This is a genomic window from Pseudomonas sp. GW704-F2 (assembly GCF_059423025.1).
Genome location: NZ_JBWKXO010000003.1, coordinates 94544 through 111399 on the forward strand (window position 1 = coordinate 94544; position 16856 = coordinate 111399).

The window sequence follows — 16856 nt, forward strand, 5'->3', positions numbered from 1 at the left end:
AACATGAAGATAGACCTCAATAGTGACCTGGGTGAAAGCCTGGGCGCCTGGCGCATGGGTGACGACCACGCGATGCTCAGCATCGTGAGCAGTGCCAATGTGGCCTGCGGCTTCCACGCTGGCGACGCCGCCGGTATCCTGCGGACGCTACGTCAAGCGGCGGAGCGCGGCGTGGCAGTAGGCGCGCACGTCGCCTATCCCGACCTCGTCGGTTTCGGCCGCCGCCAAATGGACGTGGCAAGCGCCGACCTGCAGGCTGACGTGATCTACCAGATCGGCGCGCTGAAGGGGTTGGCTGTGGTGGCCGGCACGTCGGTACGATACGTCAAGCCACACGGAGCGCTCTACAACACCATCGCGCACGATAAGCGCCAGGCACACGACGTGATTGCCGCCATCCGCGCAATCGACCCGTCGCTGGTGCTGGTCGGTTTGGCCGGCTCGCCGCTACTCGGCTGGGCGCAGGCAAGCGGGCTGAGCACTGTGGCCGAAGCCTTTGCCGATCGCGCCTACATGCCGGACGGTTCGCTGGTCTCCCGTCGCGAGAAGGGCTCCGTGCTGCACGATGCACGGGATGTTGCCGAGCGCATGCTACGCCTGGCGACCGAGGGTGTGGTCACGGCCATTGACGGCAGCATCGTGCGCCTTAAGGCCGATTCGGTCTGCGTGCATGGTGACAGCCCAGGCGCGGTGGAGATGGCGCGGCAAGTGCGTGCGCTGCTTGAGCGTTCGGGCGTCAAGGTCGCTCCTTTCGTCGACATGGGAGTCGTACCGTGATGCGATTTCTGCCGGCTAATCTCGACGCCCTGTTGGTCGAGCTGGATGACTTGTCGCAGACGCTGGCGCTGCTTGCATCACTACAGGCCGAGCCCATCGATGGCATCGTCGAACTCGTGCCGGCCGCGCGCACGGTCATGGTTCACTTCCGGCCTAACACGGTGACGCATGATGAACTCGTCACGCGCATCAGCCGCCGCGACCTCACGGCGCAGATCGAGCGTGCGACCACTCGCGTGGAGATTCCGGTCTCCTACGAAGGAGAGGACCTTGACGAGGTCGCGCAGATGCTTGATCTCTCGCGCGAAGAGGTGATTCGCCGCCATACCGGCTGCGACTACACCGTTGCCTTCACTGGCTTCGCACCTGGGTTCGCCTATCTGAGCGGCGGCCACCCAAGCCTCAACGTGCCGCGTCGCACTACGCCACGCACGCGCATCCCCGCGGGCGCCGTGGGGTTGGCCGGCGCTTTCAGCGGCGTCTATCCGCAGGCCAGTCCGGGGGGGTGGCAGATCATCGGCGTGACTGCCACGCCGATGTGGGACCTAAGCCGTGACGTGCCGGCGCTGCTGCAACCGGGCTTCAAGGTACGTTTCGTCGATGTTTCAGGGCGGCAGCTTTCAGCTTTGCCAGCGCCGTCGCCTGGCCCCGTCGAGGTTCCGCTCCACAATGGTCCGGCGCTTGTTGTCCGTAGCACCGGCCTGCAGGCGCTGTTCCAGGATCTCGGGCGCGAGGGTCTGGCCGGGCAGGGCGTATCCGCCTCAGGGGCGATGGATAAGGGCGCACTGCGCGCGGCCAACCGTCTGGTCGGCAATGCGAGCGACATGGCCTGCGTCGAGATCGTCTACGGTGGCTTCCAAATCACGAGCCGCGCAGACACGGTGGTGGCCTTCACCGGTGCCGATGCGCCGATCGAACTCACGCGTGCGAACGGCGCTCGATATCGTGTGCCAGGCCATGAAGCCATCGCACTTTCTGATGGCGACAGTCTATCGCTTGGCGACCCGCGTGCCGGCATCCGCAGCTACCTGGCGGTGCGCGGTGGCTTCGCGATCGCGCCCGTGCTCGGAAGTCGATCGACAGACACGCTCGCGCAGGTCGGTCCGCCGCCCATCAAAGCCGGTGACATTTTGCCGGTACCTGTGGTCACGCATGGCTCCATCGTTGGCGCGCCCGAAACGCCTCGTGCCGATCTCCCGACGACGACGCAGACCGTGGTGCTCGATGTCGTGATGGGGCCGCGCACCGACTGGTTCACACTGCAGGCCATTGCATTGTTGGCGAGCCAATTGTGGACTGTGACGCCGCAATCGAACCGCGTCGGCCTGCGTCTGGCCGGTGAAACGCCGTTGATGCGCGCACAGATCGCCGAACTGCCCAGTGAAGGCACCGTGTTGGGCGCGATTCAGGTGCCGCCAAGCGGCCAGCCCGTGCTCTTCCTTGCCGACCACCCGCTGACCGGTGGCTACCCAGTGATCGGCGCTGTCGCCCCTTACCACCTCGACCGTGCGGGGCAGATCCCCATCGGTGCGCAGGTGCGCTTCAACCCCATACGCGCGTTCACCGCGGCCCTCTCTTCCGACCTGCGAGAAACCCCATGAAGAAAGTTCTTATCGCCAACCGCGGCGAGATCGCTGTACGCATCGTGCGCGCCTGTGCCGATTATGGTGTGAAATCCGTCGCGGTGTATGCCGACGCCGACATCGACGCGATGCACGCTCGCATGGCCGATGAGGCCTACGGCCTTGACGGCCAGCGCCCGGCCGACACCTACTTGAACATCGAAAAGCTGCTCGCCGTGGCCGACCGCTGTGGCGCCGACGCGGTACACCCCGGATACGGCTTCCTTTCGGAAAGCGCAACTTTTGCCAGGGCCGTGATTGGCGCGGGCCTGAAGTGGATCGGCCCTTCGCCGGCAGCCATCGAGGCACTGGGTGACAAGGTGCAGGCGCGCAAGATCGCCCTGGCTGTCGGTGCGCCGTTGGTGGCTGGCACGTCGGAGCCCGCGCGCGATGCGCAGGAGGTCGTGGCCTTTGCCGAGAAGAACGGCCTGCCGATCGCCATCAAGGCGGCCTTTGGCGGTGGCGGCCGCGGCATGAAGGTCGCATGGCGGCTCGACGAAGTAGCCGAATTGTACGAGTCGGCGGTGCGTGAAGCGGTCACTGCTTTCGGCCGTGGCGAGTGTTTCGTTGAACAGTTCCTCGATCGGCCTCGTCATGTCGAGGCGCAGGTGATCGCCGATACGCACGGCCATGTCGTCGTGCTCGGCACGCGCGATTGCTCGTTGCAGCGGCGCAACCAGAAGCTGGTGGAAGAAGCCCCCGCGCCCTTCCTCAGTGATGAACAGCGTGAGCGCATCCATCAATCGGCGCGCGATGTGTGCGCGAAGGCAGGCTACGTCGGTGCGGGGACTGTCGAGTTTCTGTTGAGTCCTTCCGGAACAATCTCGTTTCTGGAGGTCAACACGCGCCTGCAGGTCGAGCATCCAGTGACCGAAGAGACGACGGGAATCGACCTCGTCGTCGAGCAACTGCGCATCGCCGATGGCTTGCCGCTGTCGGTCACCGAGACGCCGAAGCCGCGCGGTCATTCTTTCGAGTTTCGCATCAACGCCGAGGATGTGGGGCGCGGCTTTCTACCCGCGCCGGGGTTGGTGCATCTGTTCGAGGCACCGTCGGGGCCCGGCGTGCGCGTCGATACCGGCGTGCAGTCGGGTTCTACCGTCCCAGGTACATTCGATTCGCTGATGGCCAAGTTGATCATTACTGGCGCCACCCGTGCCCAGGCTATAGCCCGCGCGCGTCGGGCGCTGAAGGAGTTCCGAATCGAAGGGGTGCCATCGGTGCTCCCGTTTCACCGAGCGGTGATGGCGCACGCCGATTTCACATCAGCCGATGCTTTCAGCGTGCATACGCGCTGGATCGAGACAGATTTTGCCGACACGCTGGCGGCCGCTGTACGGCCTGAACCGCTGGCCGATATCGCACTGGTACGCACGGCCGTGGAGATCGATGGCCGAAGGATTGCGCTCGGGTTGCCGGCTGAACTGCTGCGAGGGCTACATTCCACTGCGCCGTCTGCTGAGCGCGAGGGGGCTGATGTGTCTTCCATTTCGACGGATGCCGCCGCCGTTGTAGCCCCGATCTCGGGCACCCTGCAGTCCTGGAACGTCGCCGACGGCGACAACGTGGCTGTGGGTGACACCCTCGCATCCATGGAGGCGATGAAGATGGAAATGCAAGTCACGGCACACCGCGCAGGACGCATCACCCTAACGGTGTCCGTGGGCTCGACCGTCGCCGCAGGCATTGCAATCGCAAAAATTGTGAGTTGATGAGAGTCGACTCGCTCGCCCAGGGCTCGGCTCAAGACGACTGAATTATTCGCTGTTGAAGGTTGTGATTTTTTAGATGGGGTGGATAAATGATTGATGTTGCAACTCAAATGAAACGGACAGCTTTAGTTGCTTTTATGGCAGTAGCATCGGGGTGTTCGTCACCGCCAGAGCGTAGCGCTAATTCCACCAGACCTGCTGAGCCACTCGCGGATTCTCACTTTCATGTTTCCAACTATGCCTTCCAAGGCACAACGCTGCGCAATCTGGTAGATAACTACGTGTAACCTTTCCAATACATTCAATACCATCAAGTTACACGATAGGCGTGACGCACTTCATTTTGAACGGTCTTATTCATCGAGCATTAAAGCCTGTGACTAGAGAGTGTTGTGATGAAGTTGAACAATCTAACTAAGGCGGCACTGATTGTCGCGTTGTTATCGTCCCTGTCGGGCTGCTGGATATTCATGCCGCCGGGTGGTGGTGGTGGTGGTGGTGGTGGCCACGGTCAGGGCGGTGGCCATGGCGGTGGCCATGGCGGTCCGGGCGGTCCCGGCCTGCGTTAAGTAACGGCTTATTGGGGCAAGCCACGCTATTCATCTTGATGAGGCGTGGCTTGCCTTTTTTTTGCCCGGCTTAAATCACGGGCAAAGAAAAGCCCGCGATGGGGAGAGCGGGCTAAAAGGTGTTTCTCTAGGAGCTGAAACAACACTAGGCGTTCACCTGTGAAAGCTTTGTGAAAGGCTTGAGCCAATGTGTCGATGGCCAGTTTGCTGGTGCTGTCGCTGTACCCGAGGCTGTTTTTGAGTTGAGGGTCGGGGTTGCGCTGACGTCAAACGGGCGAGATGGTCGCCAGCAGACCGATGCCAATGGTCAGCACCAAAAAGCCAAACAGGAAAATTGCCATCTTGGTCATAAGGCCTCCGAAGGGAAGGGGGCGGCAGGAACATTCCTGTCGCGCTCGACAAGGGTGTCGGGAGTGGCCCTATTGTCCGCCTCGATGACATTTCGATACAGGCGCAGATAGTAAAGAAAAAACCGTATCAGATGCGCGCGCAACGCTTTGGCCCGGGGGGTTGGAGAGGGCTGGGTTTATCAAGATCAGCAGGTGAGCCATGTCTTGAGGGTACGGCGCGCCACCTGAGACAGCCGCAGCATTTCCCCCTAAGATGGCGCCCACAGCCTCAACAATAAGAGAGGGCCGACCCTCGATGGAAAGACGTCAATTCAGCGGTGGCATGAAAGGCAAGAACCTGCGCTACCTCAATGAAACACCCGGCCAGCCAGCGTCGGCCACCCGCGTTGGCTTCCTGCTGCTCGAACACTTCTCCCTGCCGGCCTTCACCCAGACCCTCGACACCTTCGTCACCGCCAACCTGTTGCGCCCCGAGTTGTTCGCATCGCGCACGTTCGGCTGGGGCGACGGCGAAGTCATCAGCGATCTGGGCCTGGTGATCCGCCCGGATGCACGCCTCGACGTGGCGGCCCTGCAAACGCTGGAGTTGTTGGTGATCTGCGGCGGCTTTCGCACCGAACTCAAGGCCAGCGACGACTTCATCCACCTGCTGCGCAATGCCGCCGAGCAGGGCGTCAGCCTGGCCGGCTTATGGAACGGCGCCTGGTTCCTCGGCCGCGCCGGCCTGTTGCAGGGCTACCGCTGCGCCATCCACCCCGAACATCGCCCGGCACTGGCGGAAGTGTCCAAGGCGGCCCACGTCACCAGCGAACCGTATGTCATCGACCGCGACCGCCTGACCGCCTCGAGTCCGTCCGGCGCTTTCCACATGGCGCTGGATTGGATCAAGGGCCTGCACGACAAGGCCTTGGTCGAAGGTATCGAAGATATCCTGGCCTTCGAGGAGTCCCGCTACCGGCGCATCAAACCGACGGAAAACATCTGCGTCAGCGCGCCGTTACGCGAGGTGGTGAAACTGATGGACGCCAACCTCGAAGAACCCTTGGAGCTCGACCAACTCGCCGTCTACGCCGGCCGCTCCCGCCGCCAGCTCGAACGGCTGTTCAAGGAACAACTGGGCACCACGCCGCAGCGCTATTACATGGAACTGCGGGTGACCGAGGCGCGCCGGCTGTTGCAACACACTGAGTTGTCGCAGGTGGAGGTGCTGGTGGCGTGCGGGTTTGTTTCGCCGAGTCATTTCAGCAAGTGTTATAGCTCGTATTTCGGCTACAGGCCGTCGAAGGAAAAGAGGTTGGTCAAGTAGCGTGGAGGTTGTTGGATTTTTCGTGTGACGAGTCATGATCACGGAGTGCTGATTCTCATCATACGTTTCAGAACCGCGCCAACCGATACCCCTCCAACTCCGGCAAACCCGACAGTCGCGGCCGCGTCGAAGCCAGTTGCGCGATGAGCTCCGCGGTCACCGCCGCCTGCGTCAACCCCAGATGCTGATGCCCGAACGCAAGCAACACCTTGCCGTCGGCGACCCGATCGATGATCGGCAGCGAGTCCGGCAGGGAGGGCCGGAAGCCCATCCATGGTGTCGCGTCCTGCGCATTGAGGTCTTGCCGGAACAACCCTTTGCTCAGGCGATGCAGCTGCCAGGCGCGTTGCATATTCGCCGGGCGCTCCAGGCCGGCGAATTCCACGGTGCCGGCCAGGCGCAGGCCGCCGCGCATGGGCGTCATGATGAACTTGCGCTCCAGGGAGGTGACGGCGAAGGGCAGGCGTTCATGTTCGTGGGGCAGCATCAGGTGGTAGCCGCGTTCGGTGTCGAGGGGGACGTGCTTGCCGGTCAAGGCGGCGGTGAGTTTCGCCGAGTGGGCTCCGCACGCGATCAGCACCTGGCGTGCGGCCAATGGGCCTTGATCGGTGGTCAGCGTGACGCCCTGGGCGTCGACTTGCCCGCCCAGCACCTGGCGGGTGAGGAATTGCACGCCGTTGGCTGTGGCGGCGTTCACCAGTTCGCACACCACCTGATAGGGATCGAGAAAGTGCCCGGTGCCCGCAAAGAACAGCCCGCCCTGGATGTGCTCGCTCAACTGCGGCGCGGCCTTGCGAATGGTGTCAGCCGACCAGAACGCCACCGGCACGCCTTGCTGCGCCATCCGTTGCTGCAGCGCGTCGATGGCCCCTCGCGAATCCGCACGCTCGAACACCAGCAACGAGCCGTCTTCGCGCAGCAGCTCCGGCCGGTCGATGCCTTGCAGCAGGCGCTGCCATGCGCCCAGGCTGCCTTCGTTCAGTGCGCGAATGCCGGCGACCGTGCGCCGGTAGCTGGCCGGGCGCAGGTTGAGCAGCAAACGCGCAAACCAGGGCAGGGCGCGGGGCAGGTATTTCCAGTCCAGGCGCAGCGGGCCCATGGGGTCCATCAGCATCGTGGGCAAGCGCTTGAGGATCGACAGGTCGGCGATGGGGAACACTTGTTCGCTCGCCAGGTGGCCGGCGTTGCCATAGGAGGCGCCCATGCCGGGGGGCTGCGCGTCGATGACGACGACCTGGCGCCCTTGACGTGCCAACTGCAAGGCGCAGGCGACGCCGATGATGCCCGCGCCGACTACGGCGATGTCGGCGCTAGGGGTTTCAAGCGACATTCTGTTCCGCCGACCAGTTCGCGTACCACTGGCGGAACAGCGCGTACTGGCTTTCGGCATAACGACGCTGGGCAGCGCTGAGCTGGTCGCTTTCGTTGAAGTGCAGGGCGTAGCCATGGTCGCCGTTGAGCACCATCAGGTGCTTGTAATACAGCACCAGATCGCAGCCTTCGTCGAACGATGACAGCACCGCCAGCGCGGCCTCCAGCTCAAGGGCCTGGCGACGTGCCTTGGCGTCGCCCTTGGCGGCTTGCTTGCTCAGCGCCACCAGTTGCAGCACTTCCCGAGGTAGGGCGTTGCCGACGCCGGTGATAGCGCCGGTCGCGTTGCAGTTGACGAAGCCGTGTACCACCTGGGTATCGACGCCGACCATCAAACTCACGTTATCGTCCTGGGAGGTGATGTGTTCGGCGGCGTAGCGCAGGTCGGCGGCGCCGCCGAACTCCTTGAAGCCGATCAGGTTCGGGTGCTCGCGGCGCAGCTCGAAGAACAGCTCGGCGCGGGTGGCGAAGCCGTAGTAGGGGCTGTTGTAGATCACCGCCGGCAGGTGGGGCGCAGCGTCGAGGATCGCGGCGAAGTGGGCCTTTTGCGCGGTGGCCGAAGCGCCACGGGACAGCACGCGGGGAATCACCATCAACCCCTGGGCGCCGACCTTGGCCGCATGCGCCGCGTGGGACACCGCTTCACGGCTGTTGACCGCGCCGGTGCCGACGATGGTCGGCACGCCGGCGGCGGCCAGGCGTGCCACGCCCTCCTGGCGCTGGGCTTCGGTGAGCAACGGCCAATCGCCCATGGAGCCGCAATAGACCACGGCGCTCATGCCGATATCGATCAATTCGCGGCCCTTGGCGACGAGGGCGTCGAAATCCGGCTTGCGCGCGGCGGTACACGGGGTCATCAGTGCGGGAATGCAGCCGGTGAAGATGGTGTCGCTCATTGGGCTAACTCCTTGGAATATTCAGTCAAACCATGCAGGGCTCAGATGCCCCAGGCGAAAGGGTCCTGCGCATCGATCAGCAGGGTGCTGTCGGCGGTCATGTAGGCGCGACCGGTGATGTACGGGCGCACGCGTTCGCCGTCCCATTCATAGCGGCCTTCGAACTGGCTGCCGGTGATGCTGGCTTGTACCCAGGTTTCACCCGGCGCGAGTTTGTCATCGGCGGCCAGGCAGGCGAGCTTGGCGCTGGTGCCGGTGCCGCAGGGCGAGCGGTCGTAGGCTTTGCCCGGGCACATGACAAAGTTGCGGCTGTCGGCGTGGGCGTCATCGGCGAACAACTCGATATGGTCGATCAGTGCGCCGTCTTCGCCATAGATGCCTTGGCGTTCGAGGGCCTTGAGCATCGCCCAGGTGTAGTCGGTCAGGGCGTCGACGTTATCCATCTGCAGCGCCTGGCCGTGCTCCGACACCAGGAAGAACCAGTTGCCGCCCCAGGCGATATCGCCATGGACCACGCCATGCCCCGGCACCTCCACCGCTACCCGTTGGCGAAAACGGTAGGCGGGCACGTTGCGCAGGGTCACGGCGCCGTCTGCATGCAGTGTGGCCGCCACCGGCCCGACGGGCGTGTCGACGGTGTGTACGCCCGGCTCGATGCGCCCCAGATAGTGCAGCGAGGCAACCAGGCCGATCGTGCCGTGGCCGCACATGCCGAGGTAGCCGGCGTTGTTGAAGAAGATCACGCCGCAGGTGGCGCCCGGTGTGACCGGCGCGCAATACAAGGCGCCCACCAGCACATCGTTGCCCCGCGGTTCCAGCAGGCAGGCGCGGCGCCATGCGTCGTGGTGGGTGCGCAGGTTGTCGAGTTGTGCGGCGATGCTGTTGCCGGCCAGTGCGGGGAATCCGTCCATCACCAGGCGCGTCGGTTCGCCGCCGGTGTGAGAGTCGATGACGTGCAGTCGTTTCATGACACGCTCCGTTCAGGGGTGAGCCTGGCCGATGGGATAGGCATGCAGTGGCCATATCGTGAACGCGTCAGCGCTGCGACGATTGATGTTTTGCGCCGGGTTGGATGACGAATTCAGCACAGTTTTCTACGCTCGACAGCATCCCGTGCATGGGGCAATCTGTTGGACGTCGAGGCGCAAAGAGGGGGGCGGAGTGATGTTGCAGAGTGCGTTTGCAGCCCTGTGCCAAGGGCGCGAGGCGAATCGCCCGCAGAGTATCGAGCAGTTATTGGCCGGCGTCATGCAACTGCTGCCGATGCTCGACGTGATCCCCAATGCCGCGATTTTCATCAAGGATCTCGACGCCCGCTATGTGCTCGCCAACCGCACCCTGGTGCAGCGTTGCGGGCTCAAGCAACTGCAACCGTTGCTCGGCAAAACCAGCGCCGAGGTGTTCCCCGCGCAATTGGGGCCGGGTTATACCGAGCAGGACCGGCGCGTGCTGGAGCAGGGGTTTGTATTGGCGGATCAGCTCGAGTTGCATCTCTATGGCAGCCGCGAACCGGGCTGGTGCCTGACCCACAAGTGGCCGCTGTACAACCACGTCGGGCAGATCATCGGCCTGGCCGGCATTTCCGTCGACCTGCAATCGGCCAGCGAAACCCACCCCGCCTACCAACGCCTGGCCGCCGTGGACGCGCACATTCGCACGCACTTCAATCGGCGCGTGACCTTGGGCGAACTGACGCGTATCGCCGGGATCTCGGTGGCGCAGCTGGAGCGCTACTGCAAGCGCGTGTTCCACCTGACGCCGCGGCAGATGATCCAGAAAGTGCGCCTGGAGCACGCCCATCGCTTGCTGCACAGCGACCTGCCGATCACCGACGTCGCGCTGCAGTGCGGTTACACCGACCACAGTGCGTTCAGCCGCCAGTTCAAGGCGTCGACGGGATTTACCCCGAGGCAGTACCGTCAGTTGGGCTAACCGCCGGCATTGCGATGCAACGAATAGCCCCGCTCGCCGCTCCTATGCTTACGAGTAACCTTTTCACGACGACAGGTAATGGGCTTATGACGGCGGCTGACAACGATCATGTGAACTGGCTGGTGCAACAGTCGATGCTGCACGCGGCGCGCCAGCGCGCCAAGCTCTATTCGGGGCAAGGGCGCCTGTGGCAACAGCCGTATGCACATACCCGGCCGCGTGACGCTTCGGCCTTGTCGTCGGTGTGGTTCACCGCGTACCCGGCGTCGATTGTCACCCGTGAAAACGGCACGGTGCTCGAAGCGCTGGGCGATGAGGCGCTGTGGCATGCCTTGTCGAAGATCGGTATCCAGGGTATTCACAATGGTCCGCTGAAAAAGTCCGGCGGCTTGGCCGGGGCGGAACACACGCCGACCATCGATGGCAATTTCGACCGCATCAGCTTCGACATCGACCCGCAGTTGGGCACCGAGGCGCAGTTGCAGGCGCTGACACGCATGGCGGCGGCCCACAATGCGGTGATCATCGACGATGTGATCCCCTCGCACACCGGCAAGGGCGCGGATTTCCGCCTGGCCGAGATGGCCTACGAGGACTACCCGGGGCTCTACCACATGGTGGAAATCCGCGAGGAAGACTGGCCGTTGCTGCCGGAGGTCGCCGACGGGCGCGATGCCCAGAACCTCATCCCGCTGCAGGTGGACGCGCTGCGCGATAAACACTACATCGTCGGCCAGTTGCAGCGGGTGATTTTCTTCGAGCCTGGCGTGAAGGAAACCGACTGGAGCACCACGCCGGTGGTCATCGGCGTCGATGGCAAGCCGCGGCGCTGGGTCTACCTGCATTACTTCAAGGAGGGCCAACCGTCGCTTAACTGGCTCGATCCATCCTTCGCCGCGCAGCAGATGATCATTGGCGATGCGCTGCACGCGATCGATGTGATGGGCGCCAAGATCCTGCGCCTGGACGCCAACGGTTTCCTCGGTGTGGAGCGCAAGCTCGACGGCACGGCCTGGTCGGAAAGCCATCCGCTGTCGATCACCGGTAATCAATTGCTCGGCGGCGCGATTCGCAAGGCTGGCGGTTTCAGCTTCCAGGAACTGAACCTGACGCTGGACGACATCGCGTCGATGTCCCACGGCGGTGCTGATCTCTCCTACGACTTCATCACGCGTCCGGCCTATCAGCATGCGTTGCTGATGGGCGACACGGAGTTCCTGCGCCTGATGCTGCGCCAGATGCACAACCTCGGCATCGACCCCGGCTCGCTGATCCATGCCTTGCAAAACCATGACGAACTGACCCTGGAACTCGTGCATTTCTGGACCCTGCATGCCCATGACAGTTTCCTCTACCAGGGTCAGACATTTCCCGGCAACATCCTGCGCGAGCATATCCGCGAGCAGATGTACGAGCGCCTGGCCGGCGAACATGCGCCGTACAACCTCAAGTTCGTCACCAATGGCGTGTCCTGCACCACCGCCAGCATCATCACGGCGGCCCTCGGCATTCGTGACCTTGCGGCGATCACGCCGGCCGATATCGAGCAGATTCGCCAGATCCATTTGCTCCTGGTGATGTACAACGCCATGCAGCCCGGCGTGTTCGCCTTGTCCGGCTGGGACCTGGTCGGGGCATTACCGTTGGCGGCGGATGACGTCGCGCACCTGATGACTGATGGCGATACCCGCTGGATACACCGCGGCGCCTACGACCTGGTGGACCTGAACCCGCAGGCCGAGCTTTCGGCGGGGCAGATGCCGCGTTCGAAAACCCTGTACGGCAGCCTCAACCGCCAATTGCAGGACCCGGACTCGTTCGCCTCCCAGTTGCAGAAAATCCTCGCTGTGCGCCGTGCCTATGACATCGCGGCCAGTCGCCAGATCCTGGTGCCGGACGTCGAACATCCTGGCTTGTTGGTCATGGTCCACGAACTGCCGGCCGGTAAAGGCACGCAAATCACCGCGTTGAACTTCGGCAGCACGCCGATCACCGAAACCCTGCACCTGCCCAATATCGCGCCGGGGCCGGTGGTGGACATCATCAATGAGCGGGTCGAGGGCGATCTGACGGCCGAAGGGGCGTTCACCATTACCCTGGACGCGTATGAAGGGTTGGCGTTGCGAGTGGTCAGCAGTTCGCCGATGCTTTAGCGCAGATCAAGTGATGACCGGCACCGAGCCGCCAAACTGGTTGGGTGCAGGTTGGCACACGGGTTGAGGGCAACCCGACACGACGCTCATCCAGCCATAAAGGAAACCCGACCATGTTGTTTGATGCATATGCTGAAGAGTCGCTGAATGGTATCGGACATGTCGTCCAGGATATCGAGCAAGTCGCCAAGTACACTGAAGGCCTGCGAACGCGTCTTTCTGAACTCTTCACATCTACGCACAGCCGTTTTGGCGTGAGCTTTACCGTTCCGCCAGAGGGTTACTTCCAGCTTGAAGGTCATTTCGGCCTGATCAGAGCGAATCTGCTCTATGCCAATGAGGGCAGCGGCACCTTTGGTCGCGTGGTGCTTCGCAAGCACACGCTGGACGAGCAGGGGAGAGAAGCGTGGCCAGAAATCTGGGCGTTCCGCATTCTGAAAGATGGCGATGTCTGGGTGAGTGACAAAGGCCCGGTGCTCTACAACGAGTGGAGTACGCCAAGCGAACACAAGTTTGTCGCTGCTCGGCGTCTCGTTGAATCAATCGTGCTGTCTGCGATGAAGCCACGCTAGACCGCGCAGGTAGTCAGCAAGCAACCCCTGGGGGAGGCGCTTGAACGCGTTTACCGCTGCGGGTTGCGTCTCGCAAGCGCCACGGCCGCAGTGATGGCCGCGCGCGCTTGTGGGCTGTTCTTCCAGCACGTCGAGCCCAATGCCGCAGAGGCTTGGGCGAGGATGTCCCCCACGTTGGATTGGCTGAGTGTGTCCAGCGATTCAATGCCCATCTGTTCAAGCCGGGTAATCACCGTGGGGCCTACCCCCTTGAGTGCGAGCAACGCTGTTCTTTCTTCCAATGAGAATGGCATCGGTGAATTCCTTTTTCCAAGAGTCGCGGGAGTGTGCCGGATACTGGAGAGTGCCTCAATAGGTCGTTGTTGATTGGGTATATCGAACTCCCCGGCTATCGACGACAGCGCCACGCGGGCCTCCTGTTTTTGTGCGCTGAAGAGCCATATAAAGAACGTTACATTTTTGACTGTTAAATCACTCTCCATTAAAAAATAAAATAGCTGACTTTGGAGTCGATCCGCAAAAACAGGATCATATTTGAAGTAGGGAAATAAATTCCCTCTTAAAAAGGTGAGCCAATTGGAATATACGTATAAAAACCAGTTTCACGAAAAAGCCAATGTAAAAGCGGTTCTCGTGGGCGACAGTAAAGTCATTAGTCCCTCCGAGTATATTGAGATCTTCTTAATAACCAGAGGCTATGACACGAGCCCGGAAAACAGACTCCGGGTCGCGGAAAGCCTGGCCCACGTGCCCGCGCGCGAACGCCATTCCGCCTCTGAGCTGGACCACTGGCTTGATTGTCACTTCAAAAGCTGAGGGGCTCCGTCGCGGCACATTCAACGCAAGAGTGATAATCAAAGACAATGCCAGGTACTTATGCAGGCAGATTACGAGATACATTATATAAAGAGCGATCACAAGAAGGTCCGACGCGTCAGAGCCCAACACATGATGGATCTTGATGCGTGGAAATTCGCAATTATTGCCGAAGGCGGCAGCCGTGAAGAGACTTCGCCGTTAGTTTGTTTGGCACAGGTCAAAGCACTTGCCGCTAAATACGATGTAAGTTCAGTCAGGTGAAACAAGGCGATCCATGTCAACAACTTGGATACCGTCGTATCGAATAGGCGGATGGCGTTGGAGGATGCCGGCGACCGTAACTTAGAGTGGGCTCAACCTCGGGATGACGTGACACCCGATCAATCTGGCTGATAGAACGCAATCGAGTGTTGTTCGACTCGAAAAAGGCCTGGACGTGTTCCAGGCCTTTTCATCGAGCAGCGCCGCTTCAGCAGTTGGCGCTCCTTGGGCTTGGCTTGGTTTTGTCGGCGCATAAAAAACCCCGCACTGGGCGGGGTTAGTCTGCATCACCGATGCAGAGGGCGGGAAATAGTGCTGGGAACTTCCCCCAGCTTGCCCCTGTGGGGCGTTTTAACAAGCCTGTCATCAGGCAGGCTTTGTCGGGACTCTGTTAGCTGTTGGAGCAACCGTTAGCCATGACACTGTATTGCATGACATGTACGTGACCTTGGTGGTCCAGGTAGGTCATCTGGACAGGGACTACGGCACAGACATTGTCAGGGATGGAGTCCATGTGAATCACTTTGGCAATGTCGAGGTGCGAGCTGTAGCTGTATTGCTCAACGGCAGGCTCATCGGCAAACGCCATCTGGCTACCCAGCATTACAAAAGAAGCAGCAATCAACATTTTAAACAGTTTCATTTTTTCAGTGTCCCAACGATGCAAACGATTTACGTCTTCAGTCGGATTGGCTATGGCCGAAGGCTCTACGAGGCGCGGGAGGGTGGTTTGCTTGGACCCTATGGATTCGCGCTTCGTCGCTTTGTTTGGAAGCTGTGTTTAGTTTATGCCTATGGCGATTTTGATAAATCCCAAAGACTGGAAAGCATTGTTGTTGAAAAAGTAATAATTCACTCCGGCGCCTGGTAGCCACCCCAGCCGATACACTCGGTTTCTGCTCCTGTCGATGACGCGAACTTGCGCTTGTTTAGTGCCGTGAGAAAGCATGGGGTTGGGGGTAGTACGAATCTCAAAACCGAGCGTCTCAGCATTAAGTGATGGTGGTTTGAATTAATACTATTGGCCTGTTATTTCAATATTTAAGCGTTCTGGTTAAAGCGCTCATGAATAAAAATAATTGAGAGTATTTCGCAGGCTTAAGTTTGTTTCGGTACTTGGACAATCAAGTGTTGTGTGAAAAATTCGTGATATGTCTGTGATGCTTGGCGAGTTGCTTTTGCCCTATCCCTGTCGGCGGATCGTGTTGCCGGCGTCGCGCCAGGTTAATGATCAAGGTCGGGGCGGTGCCAGGGATCTACATGCGTCATAAGATTCAAAACACGATGAATCTGCATCACATTTTCCCTTGCGCAAACTGCAATGGCATGACCTTCCTCAACGGTAATTGAGGCATCCACTTCGATATGAGCGTCGACAATGATCATGTCCCCCATTTTTCGAGTGCGTAGATCATGTACACCTTTAATGCCGGGGGTATTTTTAAGCGTATTGCGGATAGTTTCGACTTCCTGCTCATCAGCCGATCGGTCCATCAGGTCGTGCAATGAATCCCAAGTGAAACTCCAACCCATCTTGGCGATCATGCCTCCAACAACCAGCGCAGCAATCGGGTCAAGAATCGGGTAGCCCGCCAGATTGCCCACAATACCTATGCCGACAACCAAGGAGGAGGCGGCGTCGGACCTTGCGTGCCAGGCATTGGCAACCAACAGACTAGACTTAACTTTTTTGGCCACCCGCAGCATAAAGCGAAACAGCAGCTCCTTGGCCACCAGCGCTGCGATGGCAACCCATAAGGCTGCAATGTGTACCGTTGGAATCGATTCAGGGGTTTCAAGCTTGAACACTGCAGAACCGATCATGCCCACGCCCACGATCAACAACAGTATGCCCAATACCATGGATGCGGCGGTCTCGAAACGCAGATGCCCATAGGGGTGACCTTCGTCGGCATCCTCCTTGCTTTTGTGGCTGGCGAACAGCACTACGAAATCGGCGATCAAGTCTGATAGCGAGTGAATACCATCGGCTACAAGCCCCTGGGATTTTGACATCACGCCTACGACAATCTGTGTGCACGACAGCGCGATATTGACGATGACGCTCATCCAAGTGCATCGCGAGGCTGCCGCTGCGCGGGCGACTTGACTATATTCCTCGTCTTCAGATTGTTCAGAGATCTGTTGATGATTCATGTGTATTTCTCTAATTGAAATTGATACTCGTCTCGCGCGGTAAGACGCGCCATAACTTAGTACTGGTTGCGCTTTTTATCGGGGTTGGAGGGTAAGGCGTCTGCCTCAATTAAAGCAAGGTGCGATGAGTTATAAAAGTGCCTATTTATCGGTATTTAGGTCTGATCGTAATGATGTAAATGCTAATACTTCGCGTAACTAAGTTTTCCACCTGGCCGCAGGGTTTGTGAGTCAAATAAGGATGACTCTCAACTTCACTAAAGAACAGGTGGGCCGGTGCGGCGGGGTGGGTTTTATCTCTCGAGCCGAAGCGGTCAGGCGCAAGAAAAATGCACGGAAGAATAATGTGATTGTCGTGG

At 60.5% G+C, this 16856-nt stretch carries 15 protein-coding genes; 9 read left to right on the plus strand and 6 right to left on the minus strand.

Going from position 1 to position 16856, the window contains the following annotated elements; all coding sequences use genetic code 11:
• Positions 1-3: 3 nt before the first annotated feature.
• From AC07W0_RS03845 to AC07W0_RS03865, 5 genes are all read left to right on the plus strand, one after another.
• Positions 4-777 carry a LamB/YcsF family protein gene (locus AC07W0_RS03845; RefSeq protein WP_102617050.1) on the plus strand — a complete coding sequence of 258 codons (774 nt, stop codon included), beginning with the start codon at positions 4-6 and terminating at the stop codon, positions 775-777.
• Positions 777-2378 (plus strand): 5-oxoprolinase subunit PxpB, encoded by a 1602-nt coding sequence (gene pxpB / locus AC07W0_RS03850; protein WP_102617051.1) that lies wholly within the window; start codon positions 777-779, stop codon positions 2376-2378. The genes AC07W0_RS03845 and pxpB overlap by 1 nt, the downstream gene beginning before the upstream one ends.
• Positions 2375-4111 (plus strand): acetyl/propionyl/methylcrotonyl-CoA carboxylase subunit alpha, encoded by a 1737-nt coding sequence (locus AC07W0_RS03855; protein ID WP_017846358.1) that lies wholly within the window; start codon positions 2375-2377, stop codon positions 4109-4111. Before pxpB ends, AC07W0_RS03855 begins: the two co-directional genes overlap by 4 nt.
• Before the next feature lie 395 nt (positions 4112-4506).
• Positions 4507-4680 carry a hypothetical protein gene (locus AC07W0_RS03860; protein WP_173677800.1) on the plus strand — a complete coding sequence of 58 codons (174 nt, stop codon included), beginning with the start codon at positions 4507-4509 and terminating at the stop codon, positions 4678-4680.
• Positions 4681-5352: 672 nt separating this feature from the next.
• Complete coding sequence (locus tag AC07W0_RS03865) at positions 5353-6336, plus strand: GlxA family transcriptional regulator (protein ID WP_079443908.1); 984 nt, start codon at positions 5353-5355, stop codon at positions 6334-6336.
• 67 nt (positions 6337-6403) lie between these two features.
• Here the strand turns inward: AC07W0_RS03865 and AC07W0_RS03870 are convergent, their stop codons facing one another.
• From AC07W0_RS03870 to AC07W0_RS03880, 3 genes are read right to left on the minus strand one after another with little or no spacing between them, the layout of a single operon-like run.
• On the minus strand, positions 6404-7666 hold the full coding sequence (locus AC07W0_RS03870; RefSeq protein WP_079443907.1) for an NAD(P)/FAD-dependent oxidoreductase: 1263 nt from the start codon (positions 7664-7666) through the stop codon (positions 6404-6406).
• On the minus strand, positions 7656-8603 hold the full coding sequence (locus AC07W0_RS03875) for a dihydrodipicolinate synthase family protein (protein WP_017846348.1): 948 nt from the start codon (positions 8601-8603) through the stop codon (positions 7656-7658). The genes AC07W0_RS03870 and AC07W0_RS03875 overlap by 11 nt, the downstream gene beginning before the upstream one ends.
• A 41-nt stretch (positions 8604-8644) precedes the next feature.
• Positions 8645-9571: a 4-hydroxyproline epimerase gene (locus tag AC07W0_RS03880; RefSeq protein WP_017846347.1), complete on the minus strand. Its 927-nt coding sequence runs from the start codon at positions 9569-9571 to the stop codon at positions 8645-8647.
• Between the two features lie 196 nt (positions 9572-9767).
• Between AC07W0_RS03880 and AC07W0_RS03885 the strand changes: the two genes are divergently transcribed.
• The 3 genes from AC07W0_RS03885 to AC07W0_RS03895 all read left to right on the plus strand — a co-directional run bounded on the left by AC07W0_RS03885 (position 9768) and on the right by AC07W0_RS03895 (position 13260).
• The gene (locus tag AC07W0_RS03885; protein WP_102617052.1) at positions 9768-10535 is read left to right on the plus strand and encodes an AraC family transcriptional regulator; all 768 of its coding nucleotides are present in this window, start codon (positions 9768-9770) and stop codon (positions 10533-10535) included.
• An 86-nt stretch (positions 10536-10621) separates the two neighbouring features.
• On the plus strand, positions 10622-12688 hold the full coding sequence (treS, locus tag AC07W0_RS03890; protein WP_102617053.1) for a maltose alpha-D-glucosyltransferase: 2067 nt from the start codon (positions 10622-10624) through the stop codon (positions 12686-12688).
• Between the two features lie 113 nt (positions 12689-12801).
• A complete protein-coding gene (locus tag AC07W0_RS03895; RefSeq protein WP_017846344.1) occupies positions 12802-13260 on the plus strand; it encodes a hypothetical protein in 459 nt (152 codons plus the stop codon).
• Positions 13261-13310: 50 nt separating this feature from the next.
• Here the strand turns inward: AC07W0_RS03895 and AC07W0_RS03900 are convergent, their stop codons facing one another.
• On the minus strand, positions 13311-13553 hold the full coding sequence (locus tag AC07W0_RS03900; RefSeq protein WP_046383567.1) for a Pathogenicity locus: 243 nt from the start codon (positions 13551-13553) through the stop codon (positions 13311-13313).
• A 655-nt stretch (positions 13554-14208) separates the two neighbouring features.
• Here AC07W0_RS03900 and AC07W0_RS03905 point away from each other — a divergent pair.
• Positions 14209-14340: a hypothetical protein gene (locus AC07W0_RS03905; protein WP_256580711.1), complete on the plus strand. Its 132-nt coding sequence runs from the start codon at positions 14209-14211 to the stop codon at positions 14338-14340.
• Between the two features lie 391 nt (positions 14341-14731).
• Here the strand turns inward: AC07W0_RS03905 and AC07W0_RS03910 are convergent, their stop codons facing one another.
• Both AC07W0_RS03910 and AC07W0_RS03915 read right to left on the minus strand, forming a co-directional pair.
• Positions 14732-14968: a DUF2790 domain-containing protein gene (locus AC07W0_RS03910; RefSeq protein WP_169884367.1), complete on the minus strand. Its 237-nt coding sequence runs from the start codon at positions 14966-14968 to the stop codon at positions 14732-14734.
• A 596-nt stretch (positions 14969-15564) separates the two neighbouring features.
• Entirely contained in the window at positions 15565-16497 is a 933-nt protein-coding gene (locus AC07W0_RS03915; RefSeq protein WP_017846339.1) for a cation diffusion facilitator family transporter, read from the minus strand.
• Positions 16498-16856: the final 359 nt, after the last annotated feature.

Coding starts and splice junctions, on each gene's coding strand:
- AC07W0_RS03845 (WP_102617050.1), top strand. CDS start 4: ATGAAGATAGACCTCAATAGTGACCTGGGTGAAAGCCTGGGCGCCTGG.
- pxpB (WP_102617051.1), top strand. CDS start 777: ATGCGATTTCTGCCGGCTAATCTCGACGCCCTGTTGGTCGAGCTGGAT.
- AC07W0_RS03855 (WP_017846358.1), top strand. CDS start 2,375: ATGAAGAAAGTTCTTATCGCCAACCGCGGCGAGATCGCTGTACGCATC.
- AC07W0_RS03860 (WP_173677800.1), top strand. CDS start 4,507: ATGAAGTTGAACAATCTAACTAAGGCGGCACTGATTGTCGCGTTGTTA.
- AC07W0_RS03865 (WP_079443908.1), top strand. CDS start 5,353: ATGAAAGGCAAGAACCTGCGCTACCTCAATGAAACACCCGGCCAGCCA.
- AC07W0_RS03870 (WP_079443907.1), bottom strand. CDS start 7,666: ATGTCGCTTGAAACCCCTAGCGCCGACATCGCCGTAGTCGGCGCGGGC.
- AC07W0_RS03875 (WP_017846348.1), bottom strand. CDS start 8,603: ATGAGCGACACCATCTTCACCGGCTGCATTCCCGCACTGATGACCCCG.
- AC07W0_RS03880 (WP_017846347.1), bottom strand. CDS start 9,571: ATGAAACGACTGCACGTCATCGACTCTCACACCGGCGGCGAACCGACG.
- AC07W0_RS03885 (WP_102617052.1), top strand. CDS start 9,768: ATGTTGCAGAGTGCGTTTGCAGCCCTGTGCCAAGGGCGCGAGGCGAAT.
- treS (WP_102617053.1), top strand. CDS start 10,622: ATGACGGCGGCTGACAACGATCATGTGAACTGGCTGGTGCAACAGTCG.
- AC07W0_RS03895 (WP_017846344.1), top strand. CDS start 12,802: ATGTTGTTTGATGCATATGCTGAAGAGTCGCTGAATGGTATCGGACAT.
- AC07W0_RS03900 (WP_046383567.1), bottom strand. CDS start 13,553: ATGCCATTCTCATTGGAAGAAAGAACAGCGTTGCTCGCACTCAAGGGG.
- AC07W0_RS03905 (WP_256580711.1), top strand. CDS start 14,209: ATGATGGATCTTGATGCGTGGAAATTCGCAATTATTGCCGAAGGCGGC.
- AC07W0_RS03910 (WP_169884367.1), bottom strand. CDS start 14,968: ATGTTGATTGCTGCTTCTTTTGTAATGCTGGGTAGCCAGATGGCGTTT.
- AC07W0_RS03915 (WP_017846339.1), bottom strand. CDS start 16,497: ATGAATCATCAACAGATCTCTGAACAATCTGAAGACGAGGAATATAGT.